The following is a 12,397-nucleotide window of genomic DNA, read 5'->3' on the forward strand; positions in this document are numbered from 1 at the left end:
TCCCGGACGGGATGGGGGTAACCGCCCATGCTCGAACGCTGTTGAGAGCGTGGGGGAGCACCAGCGGGCCGAAGGACCTGGTCTCGATCCTGCTCGGCTCCAGTCTCTGCCTCGGCGTGATCATCTTCGGCTGGCTGCCGCCGTCCTTCGGGCTCGGCCGGTGGGCGTCGGTGAGCGCGATCGTGGCGGGCACACTGATCGGTACGGTGCTCACGGCCCCGCCGGCCCCGGTCTCCCGGTCGCCGTCGTCGCCACGGCCTGCGTCTTCGCCGGCCACTACGCCTGGAACGCCCAGTCCACGATGACCTCCTTCGTCCTCCGGCTCACCGCCATCGGCACGCCGTGGGCGGTCATCACCCTGATCGGCTTCGCCCGCTGCCGGGGCGTCTACGACGCGGACACCCTCCAGGTCTTCAATCGCCGCTCGCGGGGCGGCATCTACTGGTACAGCGCTGGCTGGAACATCCGGGCCACACTGTCCTGGGCCCTGGGCGCGAGCGTCGACCTCCTGGCGGTCTCCCTCCCGTCGTACGAGGGCCCGCTACTGTCCCTGACGGGCGGGGTGGACTGCAGCTTCCTGCTGTCGGGGCTGGTGGGCGGAACGGTATATCTGCTGCTGCCCTCGCGCCCGGCCGACCCGTCTCGTCCGGCCCCCGAGGACGAAGGCAGGACGGCACCACTCTCCAGCCCGTCCGGCGTCTGAGGACAGCGCCTTACCGAAGCTGCCCGGGCTCAGTGGGGTCTTCGGGTGAGCCGGTCGGTGGATTCGACGGCCCACCGCTTGTGGGGGTTCTGCTCAGATGCGCCAGAACTTCGGCTGGTTCTGAGGCTCGGAGTGCCCGCCGTTCGTAGACGCCGTCCATGAGTGTGTTCCACGGGTTGACGAGACCTTGGGCGCTGCTGACGACCACGAAGCAGACCGTGACCCCGCTGACGATCGGCCACGGCGTGTGGGCGAGTGCGGTGAGCGTTATGGCGAGACTGCCGCCCACTGTGGCAACGGAGGCGCTCACCGCGCCCTCCGGTCACGCGGGCAGAGGCCGTCGGCCGGGCCGGCCGGGCCACGGGACGTGAACGCGCGAAAGCGGGGGTGGTGTGCGGAGTTCATGTGTGGCAGGGCCCCCTGTTCACTCCGTGACCAGGACCGTGGACGGCCGCAACTCCACGAAGCGGCCGCCCGCGCATCGTACTTCTCGGCGAAGTGGTGGATGAGCCGACGATGCAGCTCGCTCTCGTCGTCCACCACGATCAGCTCGTGCGCACCGGACCGGCTCAGCGCCTGGCTGTACGCGCCGAGCCGGTCGGGCCGACGGAGGGTCAGCCGACGTCCAGTCCCGGCAGGAACCGGCTGGCCCCGAACGCCGGCTTGAGGTCGGTGAACCAGGTCGCGCCCTCGTCGTACGCGGCGAAGAAAGGGCGGCCGACCAGGTCCGGGTCGCGGGCCTGGATCAGGTGCAGGGCGAAGACCTTCTCCCCGGCCACCTCGGCGACGCCGTCCACGCAGACCTTGCCCGGCATCGCCGACATGACAGGGCCGCGGACGGTACGGGCGAGGCCCGACACGCGGGCGTAGGCGTCGCGGAAGATGGCGTGGCCGCGGGCCAGCGGGACGCCGAAGTAGCCCTGGGGGCCGGTGTCCCGCTCCACGAACTGGTAGTACGGCACCGCGCCCAGCGTGGTCGTCTCCTCCCACAGCTCGGCCCAGGCGTCCGCGCTGTCGTTGATCCCGGCCACCAGCGGGCCCTGGCAGCGGATCACGGCCCCGGTGTCCCGGACCCGGCGCATCGCCTCCCGTACGACCGGCGGGCGGAGCTCCTGCGGGTGGGTGAAGTGGGCCATCAGGGCGAGGTGCCGGCCGCTCGCCACCACCTGCTCGAAGAGGCGCAGCAGGTCGTCGGCGTCGCGGTCGGTGGTGAAGCGGTACGGCCAGAAGGCGAGGGACTTGGTGCCGATGCGGACCGAGCGGATCGTGTCGATCGCGAGGAGCGGCTCGACGTAGCGGCGCAGCACCTCCGTGCTCATCACCAGCGGGTCCCCGCCCGTCACCAGGACGCTGGCGACCTCGGGGTGGGCGCGCAGATAGGAACCGGTGGCCGCGATGTCGTCCGTCGCGATGCGCAGGTTGGCCTCGCCGACGAACTGCGGCCAGCGGAAGCAGTACGTGCAGTAGGCGTGACAGGTCTGGCCCTGGCGCGGGAAGACCAGCACCGTCTCCGGATACTTGTGCTGCAGGCCGGTCAGCCGCTGCCCCTCGTGCACGGGGACGTTGGCGTCGAGCTGGCCGGAGGGGTGCGGGTTGAGCCGCATCCGGATCTCGTGCGCGGCGCGCTGGATCTCGGCGCGCGGGGCGTCCCTGACCAGCAGGTCGGCCATCCGGCGGACGTCGGGTGCGGGCAGCATCCCGGACTGCGGGAAGGTCAGCCGGAAGATCGGGTCCTCGGGTACGGCCGTCCAGTCGATCAACTCGTCGACGACGTACGCGTTCGTGCGGAACGGCAGGACCGAGGAGACCGCCCGCAGCGCCAGCCGCTGATCGTCCGTCAGGGAGACACGCCGGAGCAGACCGTCCAGGTCACGGGGCGTGAAGGCGCGAAAGCGGGGGTGGTGCGCTGAACTCATGGTGCGGGGGCCCTCTATTCCGTGACCAGGACCGTCGACGGCCGCAACTCCACGAAGGCGGCCGCCTGCGCATCGTACTTCTCCCCGAAGTGCTGGATGAGCCGACGGTGCAGCTCGCTCTCGTCGTCCACCACGATGACGTCGTGGGCGCCGGCCCCGGTCAGCGCATCGCTGTAGGCGCTGAGTTGGTCGAGGCGGTGGCGGGCCAGGTAGGTGACGAGGTCGGGGGCGGCGACGTACAGGCGGTCGTCGACGAAGACGAAGCGGCAGACGAACTCGCGTCGCCCGTCCGTGGCGTCGACGAGAGTGACGGGCAGGCGGGTGAAGCGTTCCATCGGCTTGCCCTGCTGCCACAGTTCGTCGAAACGCTGTTCCACGAAGGTGCCCAGCGGGGAGCGGACCGCGACCTCCAGCTGGACACCCTCGCCGGAGAGCCGGCCGACGGTCAGGAAGGAGACCAGGCAGCGCTCGTCCCAGCGGTAGAGGGTGACGCCGGGGGAGGTGGAGCACAGCCGTACCTCCAGCAGCTGCCGGGAGGCGGCGTCCAGGCGGCGCGCGAACTCGTCGAGCGTGCGCAGGTTACGCATGATGTCGCGGCGGATGTCGGCGCTCTGTTCGCCCAGTTCGCGGCCGCGCAGGATGACGGCGAGGGAGTCGGGGTCCAGGAGCAGGATCTGCACCCGGGCGCCGCTCGCGGTGGCCGACCTGACGCCCCGGAAGAGGCGCTCGGAGAACTGCGGGCCGAACAGGTTGGAGAAGGTGTCCAGGACCTTCACGTTGGAGGTGGAGCCGTACACCTGGGAGGCGAACCACTCGTAGTCCAGCCGGGTGTGTTCGCGGACCCGGCCCTCCTGGGCCCGGGATATCAGCGGGCCGATGACGAACACGGTGACGACCACGCCGACGATGTCGGTGCCGAGGTTGAGGGCGAGGTTCTGCCCGTAGTTGTCCATCGTCGAGGCCCGCCACAGCAGCACGCCCGCGACGGCGGTGAGCAGGGCGAGGACGGTGAGGCTCTGCGGACGGCGCGGTGTGCGCAACGTGCGCATCAGCCAGCGCAGCCGAGGCATCGGCGACCGTCCGCTCACGTGTGCTCCCTCCCCCGTGTGGACTCAGGAGATACCCGTACGCGGGAGGTGATACGCGTCGAACGGACAACCGAAGATCGATCAGCCGAGCTGGTGCATCCAGCCGTGCTTGTCCTCGGCCTTGCCGCGCTGGATGTCGAGGAGGGCCTCGCGGAGCCGGAGCGTGACCTCGCCGGGCTCGCCGCCCGACTGCTGCCACTCGGCGTTCGCCCGCTTGACCGTGCCGACCGGGGTGATCACGGCGGCGGTGCCGCAGGCGAAGACCTCGGTGAGGGTGCCGTTCTCCGAGTCGCGCTGCCACTGCTCGATGGAGACCCGGGCCTCCTCGGACTCGTAGCCGAGGTCGCGGGCGACGGTGAGGAGGCTGTCGCGGGTGACGCCTTCGAGGATGGAGCCGGTCAGGGTCGGGGTGACGATCTTGTCCCCGTACACGAAGTACAGGTTCATGCCGCCGAGCTCCTCGACCCACTTGTGCTCGACCGCGTCGAGGTAGCAGACCTGGTCGCAGCCCTGGGCCGCCGCCTCGGCCTGGGCGAGCAGGGAGGCCGCGTAGTTGCCGCCGGTCTTGGCGTCGCCCATGCCGCCGGGGACGGCGCGGACGCGGTCCTCGGAGGCCCAGATGGAGACCGGCTTCACGCCGCCGGGGAAGTAGGCGCCCGCCGGGGAGGCGATGACCAGGAAGAGGTACTCGTTGGCCGGCTTGACGCCCAGGCCGACCTCGGTGGCGATCATGAAGGGGCGCAGGTAGAGGGATTCCTCGCCGCCGTGCGCCGGGACCCACGCCTTGTCCTGCTGGACCAGCAGGTCGCAGGCCTCGATGAAGGTCTCCACCGGCAGCTCGGGCATGGCGAGGCGGCGGGCGGAACGCTGGAAGCGCTTGGCGTTCTGGTCGGGGCGGAAGGTGGCCACCGAGCCGTCGGGGCGGCGGTAGGCCTTCAGGCCCTCGAAGATCTCCTGGGCGTAGTGCAGGACGTTGGTGGCCGGGTCGAGGGGGATCGGCGCGTACGGGACGAGCTGGCCGTCGTGCCAGCCGCGGCCCTCGGTCCACTTGATCGTCACCATGTGGTCGGTGAAGTGGCGGCCGAATCCGGGGCTGGCCAGGATCGCCTCGCGCTCGGCGGCGGCGAGCGGGTGTGCGGACGGCTTGAGCTCGATCGTGGGCGTCGTCATGAGTGGTTAATCCTTCACCGGTTGTAGTGATGGGCCGCGCTCACACCCCTACGGCCGGTGTCCCGTACAACAGGGCGAGTGCCCTCTCCTAGGACGTCCGAGCATTCCCTCATGGCGCGGTCCGCGTTCGATTATCGCGCGGGGGCCGGGGTGGAAGGAATCGGGGTGAATACGGACCCGGGGTTGATGGTGGCACCCGGCGGCAGGCATGGGGAAGCCGCCGAGCGCTTGTGCGACCCGGCGGCTTCGAAGATCTGCGAAGAGGCTCGGCGGGTCAGCCGGCTACTCGTACGGCGAGCGCGTCGCCGATCTCCGAGGTGGAGCGGGCGGGCTTGCCCTGGCGTTCGGTGAGGTCGGCGGTGACGGCCTCGTCGATACGGGCGGCCTCGGCCTCGTAGCCGAGGTGGCGCAGCAGCAGGGCGACGGACAGGACCGTGGCGGTGGGGTCGGCCTTGCCCTGGCCGGCGATGTCGGGCGCGGAACCGTGGACCGGCTCGAACATGGACGGGAACTCACCACCGGGGTTGATGTTCCCGCTCGCCGCGACGCCGATGCCGCCGGAGACGGCCGCGGCGAGGTCGGTGATGATGTCGCCGAAGAGGTTGTCGGTGACGATGACGTCGAAGCGGCCGGGGTCGGTGACGAGGTAGATCGTCGCCGCGTCGACGTGGATGTAGTCCGTGGTGACCTCGGGGAACTCCGCGGCCACCTTGTTGAAGATGTTCGTCCACAGGTGCCCGGCGAAGGTCAGCACGTTGTTCTTGTGGACCAGCGTGAGCTTCTTGCGGGGGCGGGCCTGGGCGCGGGCGAAGGCGTCCCGGACGACGCGCTCGACGCCGAAGGCCGTGTTGACGGACACCTCGGTGGCGACCTCGTGCTCGGTGCCCTTGCGGATGGTGCCGCCGTTGCCGGTGTACGGGCCCTCGGTCCCCTCGCGGACCACGACGAAGTCGATCTGCGGCTCGCCGGCCAGCGGGGTGGCGACACCCGGGAGCAGCTTCGACGGACGCAGGTTGACGTGGTGGTCGAAGGCGAAGCGGAGCTTCAGCAGGAAGCCGCGCTCCAGGACGCCGGAGGGCACGCTCGGGTCGCCGATGGCGCCCAGCAGGATGGCGTCGTGCTGCTTCAGCGCGTCGAGGTCGGCTTCGGTGAGAGTCTCACCGGTGGCGTGGTAACGCTTGGCGCCGAAGTCGTACTCCTTGGTCTCCAGCTTCACGTCCTCGGGGAGGACGGCGGAGAGGACCTTGAGGCCTTCGGCCACGACTTCCTGCCCGATGCCGTCACCGGGGATCACTGCGAGATCGATGCTGCGAGACATGCCCGGCACCCTACTCCTCGTCCCATGGGATGACATGGAGCGTCCGGCATGCGGACACGGCGGGTCGTTCCGTCGACTGGCGTTCACCCGTACGTGTGGCCGGTGTTGGCCTGTGCTGGGCATGTTTCCGGCATGGACCTCCCCGGCACGGACATCCCTGACTTCGGCATCCCGCCGCGGCTCGCCGCCCGGATGAGCATGGCCGAGCAGTACGAGTATCTGCGCGCCCGGCTGGTGAGCCGCCGCACCCTGGTGACGGCGGGCGCGATGGCGGGCGGCGCACTGGTCACGGGCTGCGCGAAGACGTCCGCGAAGTCGGCGAACCCGGCTCCGGCGACCTCCGCGGTCCACGGTGCGGCGGTCGTGCCGTTCGGCCGGCATCTCGCCTTCGGCGCCGACCCGCGGACGCAGATGCGGATCTCCTGGCAGGTCCCGTCCGCGGTGAGGAAGCCGTTCGTGCGGATCGGGACGCGCCCGGACCAGCTGGGCACGCGCGTCGCCGCGGAGATCCGGCACCTTCACACGCCCGGGGTGCAGGGGGTGCGCCCGGTGGTCGAGCAGTACTACGTCCACGCGGCCCTGACCGGCCTCACCCCCGGGACCACGTACTACTACGGCGTCGGACACGACGGCTGGGACCCGGCCGCCCCCGCCCACCGCACCGCCATCACCCCCTTCCGCACCGCGCCCGCGAGCCCGGAGCGGTTCGTGTTCACGGCCTTCGGCGACCAGGGCGTCAGCCAGGCCGGAAAGGCGAGCGACAACGCGCTGCTCAAGCAGAACCCCGCCTTCCACCTTCACGCGGGCGACATCTGCTACGCGGACGGCAACGGCGCCGGGAGGACCTCGGACGGCTACGACGCCCGGGAGTGGGACCGGTTCCTGCAGCAGAACGACCCGGTGGCGCGGTCGGTGCCGTGGATGGTGACGACCGGCAACCACGACATGGAGGCCTGGTACTCCCCCGACGGCTACGGCGGCCAGTACGCCCGCTTCGCCCTCCCGGACAACGGCTTCGACCCGCACGGCTCACCGGGCGTGTACGCGTTCACCTACGGCAACGTCGGCTTCGTGGCCCTGGACGCGAACGACGTGTCGTACGAGATCCCCGCCAACCTCGGCTACAGCGGCGGCCGGCAGACGAAGTGGCTGGAGCGGAAGCTGAAGGAGCTGCGGGCGGCGCGCGGCGTGGACTTCGTCGTCGTCTTCTTCCACCACTGCGCGTACTCGACGTCCTCGCACGCCTCCGACGGCGGGATCCGGGCGGCCTGGCTGCCGCTCTTCACCAGGTACCAGGTGGACCTGGTGATCAACGGGCACAACCACGTCTACGAGCGCACCGACGCGGTCAAGGGCGGCGGGGTCGGCCGCGCGGTCCCGGTCGGCGGCTCGACCGACCCGACGCGGGACGGGATCGTGTACGTCACGGCGGGCGGCGGCGGGCGGAATCTGTACGCGTTCCCGTCCGGGGTCAAGGACAGCTACGAGGGGCACGTCACCCGGCACGACGCGGTGGACAGCTTCCACTGGGCCAAGGGGCAGCACAACGTCGCGGAGACGGTGGAGTGGTCGCGGGTGCGGTACACCGGCTACTCCTTCCTCAGGGTCGAGGCGGAGGCGGGTGCGGCCCCGAGGCTGAAGGTGTCGGCGCTGGCGCAGAGCGGTGCGCGGATCGACCACTTCGAGGTACGCCGGGGCGGCTGATCCCCGGAGTTCCCCGGAGTACGGCGCGGCTGTCCCGGCCGCGCCGTACTCCGTGCGGGTGCGGCTCCCGTTGAGGGGTTGTTACACGTGTTACCGACGGTGCGTCAACGGCTCGTCAACGGGTCAGTGGCCGGTCTCGCCGCCGTTGTCGCGGCGGTCGAGGGCGCGCTGCAGAGCGGCGGCGGCGTTCTTGCGGTCCGAGTCGCTCGTGCGGGACACGTGGCGGACTCGGCGGCGGACGGTCGTCTCGGCCATGGGAATCGACTCCTTCGACATACGTGGAGTACGGCAAGGGGGGATACGAGACGCCGGAAGGGGCGGGGAGCGGTGCCGCAGGGGTTGCCTGCACGGGGCCCGCTCACGACCGCCATTCGCTTGATCGAGCGAGACGTTCGGCTCCTACAAAAGTAAGGGAGCGGCCCGCTTCTGTCTGCACAATTACTCGGACTTCCTACTATCTGAGACGGCGAGGCCGGTCACCCGCGTGTGAGCTGGGGTTTTGACGGTTGGGGCGGTTGGGGCGAACGGGTTACATGACGTCTCCGTCGCGCCAGTCGAAGATCAGCTCGTGGGCGGGGTCGAGGGCACCGGCAAGGGCGGGCCGCACGAACACGTCCCCCTCCTCCGCCGCGAGCCGCACGATCCCCCGGTCCGGGGACAGGGCGCAGATCCGGCCGGGCCAGCGCTGCCAGCCCCGGACCGTGTACAGCCGGGCGCCGTCGTCGCTCGCGCCGAGCGCGCCGAGGTCGTACGCCCGCTCGACGATCCGTTCCAGCGCCACCATCACCCGCCCGCCGTGCCCCCGCCGCCGGGCGTCGGGCCGTACACCCACCGCCTCGACGTAGCCGACGCGCAGCCAGCGGTCCCGGTGCCGGGCGCGGCGCATGACGACCGAGCCGTGGGCGGCGAGCCCGGCCTCGTCGTGGACGAGCGCGTGCAGGCCGCCCAGGCCGTGCTCCCAGTCGCTGTCGCCGAAGTCCCCGCCGAACGCCTCGTGGAGAAGGGCGCGGGCGGCACGCAGGTCGGCCGGGTCGAGGTCGGCGGTGTGGGCGATGCGGAGCGACGGGAGAGACATGGCCCCAGTGTCGTACGGGACTACCAGGCGACGGGACCGTTGCGGTCGACGAAGCGGCCCGTTCCGGCGTCGGACGGCTCGGTGGCGAGGCGGACGATCGCGTCGGTGCCCTCGGTGACGGTCTGCGGACCGCTGTGGGCGTTGAGGTCGGTCGCCGTGTAGCCCGGGTCGACGGCGTTGACGCGGATGTCCTTGAGGGCCTTCGCGTACTGGGTGGTGAGCATGGTCAGGGCCGACTTGGAGGCGGTGTAGAGGGGCGAGACGACGGAGGACTCGACGCGTGCCGGGTCGTGCGTGACCGCGAACGACCCCATCCCGCTGCTGACGTTGACGACGACCGGGTCCGGCGAGCGGCGCAGGAGCGGGAGGAAGGCGGTGGTCGTGCGGATGACGCCGAAGACGTTGACGTCGAAGACGCCGAGGGCGTCCGCGCCGGTCAGCTCCGCCGGGTCGCGGTGCGGGCCGGAGATGCCGGCGTTGTTGATCAGTACGTCGATCCGGCCCTCATGGGCGGCGACGTCGGCGGCCGCGGCGGCGACCGAGGCGTCGTCGGTGACGTCGATCCGGACGAACCGCGCGCCGAGCGCCTCGGCGGCCGCCACGCCCTGCTCGGGGTCGCGGGCGCCGACGAGCACGGTGTGGCCGAGTCCGACGAGGCGGCGGGCGGTCTCGCGGCCGAGACCCTTGTTGGCCCCGGTGATGAAGGTGATGGTCATGGATCGATGGTCGGCCCGGCGCGGGGCCGCTGCCAGAGACGCTTCGACCGTAGGAACGGCGATACCAGGATCGCGGACGAGGCAGGATGGAGGGCATGGCGAGGAAAGAGGCGGCCGGTCTGGGCCCGACGATCCGTGCCTGGCGGGAGCGGCTGTCACCGGCGTCCATGGGAGTGCCCGCGACCGGCCGCGCCCGCCGGGCGACCGGGCTGCGCCGCGAGGAACTGGCCGAGCTGGCCGGGGTGTCGGTCGACTACGTCGTACGGCTGGAGCAGGGCCGGGCCACGGCGCCGTCCGGGCAGGTGGTCGCCGCCCTGTGCCGTGCCCTGCGGCTGACGGCCGCCGAGCGCGAACACCTCTACCGGATGGCCGGGCTGGTCCCGCCGGACGGCGGCCCGGTCCCCGATCACCTCCCGCCGGGTGTGCTCCGCGTGCTGGACCGGCTGGGCGGTGTGGCGGTCGGCGTGTTCACCGCGCACTGGCAGCTGCTGTGGTGGAACCCCGGCTGGGCCGCGCTGCTCGGCGACCCGGAGGCCACCCCGCACGAGCTGCGCAACCTCGCCCGCGAGCGGTTCCCGGTCGGCGCCGAGGAGGCCCGCCTCTCGTCCTGGCCGGTACGCGTGGCGGACGCCGACGGCTCCGACCTCGCGATCGTGGCCGACCTGCGCCGCGCCACCGGCCGCTTCCCGCACGACGCCCGCCTGGCCGAGCTGGTGCGCGAACTGGGCGAGGGCAACGAGCGGTTCGCCCGGCTCTGGGCACGCGGCACGGTCGCCGCCCACCGCACGGACCGCAAGACGGTCGAGCATCCGGGGGTGGGGCCGGTGGAGGTGGACTGCGACGTCCTGACGGACGGCGACTCGGAGCTGAAGATCGTCATCCTCTCGGCGGCGCCGGACACCGAGGGGGCGGCCCGGCTGCGCACGCTGCTGTAGCCGGGCAGGGCATGGGAACGGGCCGGGAAGCCTGCTCGTGGGTCAGGCTTCCCGGCCCGTGCTCGGGGGGCTGGGGGTCAGCCCATGTGCGGGTACGCGTAGTCGGTCGGCGCGACCAGCGTCTCCTTGATCGCACGGGTCAGCGTCCAGCGCAGCAGGTTCTGCGGGGCGCCGGCCTTGTCGTTGGTGCCGGAGGCGCGGCCGCCGCCGAAGGGCTGCTGGCCGACGACGGCGCCGGTCGACTTGTCGTTGATGTAGAAGTTGCCGGCCGCGTAGCGCAGCTTCTCCATCGTGTACGCGGCGGCGGCGCGGTCGTTCGAGATGACCGAGCCGGTGAGCGCGTAGTCCGACACCGACTCCATCTGGGTCAGCATCTCGTCGTACTGGTCGTCCTCGTAGACGTGCACGGCGAGGAACGGGCCGAAGTACTCGGTGCGGAAGACCTCGTTCTCCGGGTCGCTGCACACCACGACCGTCGGGCGGACGAACCAGCCGACCGAGTCGTCGTAGGAGCCGCCCGCGACGATCTCGCAGGACGGGTCGGTCTTCGCGCGGTCGATCGCGGCCTTGTTCTTGGCGAACGCGCGGTCGTCGATGACGGCGCCGATGAAGTTCGACAGGTCGGTGACGTCGCCCATGGTCAGGTAGTCGACCTCGGCGGCGAACTCCTCACGGAAACCGTCGTTCCAGATGGACGCGGGGATGTAGGCGCGGGAGGTCGCCGAGCACTTCTGGCCCTGGTACTCGAAGGCACCGCGGGTGAGCGCCGTCTTGAGGACGGCCCGGTCGGCGCTCGGGTGGGCGACGAGGAAGTCCTTGCCGCCGGTCTCGCCGACCAGACGCGGGTACGAGCGGTACTTCTCGATGTTGTTGCCGACCGTCTTCCACAGGTACTGGAAGGTCTTGGTGGAGCCGGTGAAGTGGATTCCGGCCAGGTCCCGGTGCTCGAGGGCGACCTTGGACACCTCGATGCCGTCGCCGGTGACGAGGTTGATGACGCCCTTCGGGAGACCGGCCTCCTCCAGCAGCTGCATCAGCAGCACCGCGGCGTGGGTCTGGGTCGGGGACGGCTTCCACACGACCACGTTGCCCATGAGAGCCGGGGCGGTCGGCAGGTTGCCGGCGATCGCGCTGAAGTTGAACGGCGTGATCGCGTAGACGAAGCCCTCCAGCGGGCGGTGGTCGAGGCGGTTCCAGACGCCCGGCGAGTTGGCCGGGGGCTGCTCGGCCAGGATCTGGCGGGCGTAGTGGACGTTGAACCGCCAGAAGTCGACCAGCTCGCAGGGCGAGTCGATCTCGGCCTGCTGGGCGGTCTTGGACTGGCCGAGCATGGTGGAGGCGGCGATCGTCTCGCGCCAGGGGCCGGCGAGCAGTTCGGCGGCGCGCAGGATGATGGCGGCGCGGTCGTCGAAGGACATCGCGCGCCAGGCGGGCGCGGCGGCGAGGGCCGCGTCGATCGCGTCCTGGGCGTCCTGCTGGGTGGCGTGCCGGCCGGTGCCGATGACGGCCTTGTGGTTGTGCGGCTGCACGACCTGGAAGGGCTCGCCGCCGCCGAGCCGCTTCTCGCCGCCGATGGTCATCGACAGCTCGATCGGGTTCTCGGCCAGCTCCTTGAGCTTGGCCTCCAGGCGGGTGCGCTCGGCGGAGCCGGGGGCATAGCCGTGCACCGGCTCGTTGACGGGGGTGGGGACCTGGGTCACAGCGTCCATGGGATCCGTAACTCCTTGTACGTGAGCGGGTGTTGAGGCTTGTCGGGGCTCAGCCCTTGCTGA

11 protein-coding genes and 1 pseudogene are annotated in these 12,397 nt (G+C 71.1%); 4 read left to right on the top strand and 8 right to left on the bottom strand.

Annotated elements, in window-relative coordinates:
- Nucleotides 1–11: 11 nt before the first annotated feature.
- Both ACZ4UV_RS47910 and ACZ4UV_RS47915 read left to right on the top strand, forming a co-directional pair.
- Nucleotides 12–305, top strand: a complete 294-nt coding sequence (locus tag ACZ4UV_RS47910; RefSeq protein WP_451019383.1) for a cytosine permease — start codon at nucleotides 12–14, stop codon at nucleotides 303–305.
- Nucleotides 239–703 (top strand): annotated as a pseudogene (locus tag ACZ4UV_RS47915) (cytosine permease); the annotation flags it as partial. The gene ACZ4UV_RS47910 and the pseudogene ACZ4UV_RS47915, both read left to right, overlap by 67 nt.
- A gap of 614 nt (nucleotides 704–1,317) precedes the next feature.
- On the opposite strand, the gene ACZ4UV_RS47920 reads toward ACZ4UV_RS47915, so the two are convergent.
- The 4 genes from ACZ4UV_RS47920 to ACZ4UV_RS47935 all read right to left on the bottom strand — a co-directional run bounded on the left by ACZ4UV_RS47920 (nucleotide 1,318) and on the right by ACZ4UV_RS47935 (nucleotide 6,195).
- A complete protein-coding gene (locus ACZ4UV_RS47920; protein WP_467848098.1) occupies nucleotides 1,318–2,619 on the bottom strand; it encodes a KamA family radical SAM protein in 1,302 nt (433 codons plus the stop codon).
- Between the two features lie 14 nt (nucleotides 2,620–2,633).
- Nucleotides 2,634–3,707: a hypothetical protein gene (locus ACZ4UV_RS47925; RefSeq protein ID WP_451019371.1), complete on the bottom strand. Its 1,074-nt coding sequence runs from the start codon at nucleotides 3,705–3,707 to the stop codon at nucleotides 2,634–2,636.
- 81 nt (nucleotides 3,708–3,788) lie between these two features.
- Entirely contained in the window at nucleotides 3,789–4,877 is a 1,089-nt protein-coding gene (locus ACZ4UV_RS47930; protein WP_451019372.1) for a branched-chain amino acid aminotransferase, read from the bottom strand.
- Nucleotides 4,878–5,151: 274 nt separating this feature from the next.
- Entirely contained in the window at nucleotides 5,152–6,195 is a 1,044-nt protein-coding gene (locus ACZ4UV_RS47935) for a 3-isopropylmalate dehydrogenase (protein ID WP_451019373.1), read from the bottom strand.
- Between the two features lie 132 nt (nucleotides 6,196–6,327).
- Here ACZ4UV_RS47935 and ACZ4UV_RS47940 point away from each other — a divergent pair, with 132 nt between their 5' ends.
- Complete coding sequence (locus ACZ4UV_RS47940; RefSeq protein ID WP_451019374.1) at nucleotides 6,328–7,899, top strand: purple acid phosphatase family protein; 1,572 nt, start codon at nucleotides 6,328–6,330, stop codon at nucleotides 7,897–7,899.
- Nucleotides 7,900–8,022: 123 nt separating this feature from the next.
- Here ACZ4UV_RS47940 and ACZ4UV_RS47945 read toward each other — a convergent pair whose 3' ends face one another.
- The 3 genes from ACZ4UV_RS47945 to ACZ4UV_RS47955 form a co-directional block, all read right to left on the bottom strand.
- Nucleotides 8,023–8,154: a hypothetical protein gene (locus ACZ4UV_RS47945; protein WP_294004210.1), complete on the bottom strand. Its 132-nt coding sequence runs from the start codon at nucleotides 8,152–8,154 to the stop codon at nucleotides 8,023–8,025.
- A 274-nt stretch (nucleotides 8,155–8,428) separates the two neighbouring features.
- The gene (locus tag ACZ4UV_RS47950; protein WP_467848117.1) at nucleotides 8,429–8,974 is read right to left on the bottom strand and encodes a GNAT family N-acetyltransferase; all 546 of its coding nucleotides are present in this window, start codon (nucleotides 8,972–8,974) and stop codon (nucleotides 8,429–8,431) included.
- A gap of 20 nt (nucleotides 8,975–8,994) precedes the next feature.
- Entirely contained in the window at nucleotides 8,995–9,690 is a 696-nt protein-coding gene (locus ACZ4UV_RS47955; RefSeq protein ID WP_451019375.1) for an SDR family NAD(P)-dependent oxidoreductase, read from the bottom strand.
- A gap of 95 nt (nucleotides 9,691–9,785) precedes the next feature.
- Between ACZ4UV_RS47955 and ACZ4UV_RS47960 the strand changes: the two genes are divergently transcribed.
- The gene (locus ACZ4UV_RS47960; RefSeq protein WP_451019376.1) at nucleotides 9,786–10,625 is read left to right on the top strand and encodes a helix-turn-helix transcriptional regulator; all 840 of its coding nucleotides are present in this window, start codon (nucleotides 9,786–9,788) and stop codon (nucleotides 10,623–10,625) included.
- A 77-nt stretch (nucleotides 10,626–10,702) separates the two neighbouring features.
- Here the strand turns inward: ACZ4UV_RS47960 and pruA are convergent, their stop codons facing one another.
- On the bottom strand, nucleotides 10,703–12,334 hold the full coding sequence (gene pruA / locus ACZ4UV_RS47965) for an L-glutamate gamma-semialdehyde dehydrogenase (RefSeq protein ID WP_451019377.1): 1,632 nt from the start codon (nucleotides 12,332–12,334) through the stop codon (nucleotides 10,703–10,705).
- Nucleotides 12,335–12,397 lie beyond the last annotated feature (63 nt).

The organism is Streptomyces sp. NPDC028289 (assembly GCF_055565975.1).

Bases quoted from the DNA above. Each gene is read 5' to 3' on its own strand.
- ACZ4UV_RS47950 (WP_467848117.1), bottom strand. From the start codon at position 8,974: ATGTCTCTCCCGTCGCTCCGCATCGCCCACACCGCCGACCTCGACCCG.
- ACZ4UV_RS47940 (WP_451019374.1), top strand. From the start codon at position 6,328: ATGGACCTCCCCGGCACGGACATCCCTGACTTCGGCATCCCGCCGCGG.
- ACZ4UV_RS47935 (WP_451019373.1), bottom strand. From the start codon at position 6,195: ATGTCTCGCAGCATCGATCTCGCAGTGATCCCCGGTGACGGCATCGGG.
- ACZ4UV_RS47945 (WP_294004210.1), bottom strand. From the start codon at position 8,154: ATGGCCGAGACGACCGTCCGCCGCCGAGTCCGCCACGTGTCCCGCACG.
- pruA (WP_451019377.1), bottom strand. From the start codon at position 12,334: ATGGACGCTGTGACCCAGGTCCCCACCCCCGTCAACGAGCCGGTGCAC.
- ACZ4UV_RS47955 (WP_451019375.1), bottom strand. From the start codon at position 9,690: ATGACCATCACCTTCATCACCGGGGCCAACAAGGGTCTCGGCCGCGAG.
- ACZ4UV_RS47920 (WP_467848098.1), bottom strand. From the start codon at position 2,619: ATGAGTTCAGCGCACCACCCCCGCTTTCGCGCCTTCACGCCCCGTGAC.
- ACZ4UV_RS47910 (WP_451019383.1), top strand. From the start codon at position 12: ATGGGGGTAACCGCCCATGCTCGAACGCTGTTGAGAGCGTGGGGGAGC.
- ACZ4UV_RS47960 (WP_451019376.1), top strand. From the start codon at position 9,786: ATGGCGAGGAAAGAGGCGGCCGGTCTGGGCCCGACGATCCGTGCCTGG.
- ACZ4UV_RS47930 (WP_451019372.1), bottom strand. From the start codon at position 4,877: ATGACGACGCCCACGATCGAGCTCAAGCCGTCCGCACACCCGCTCGCC.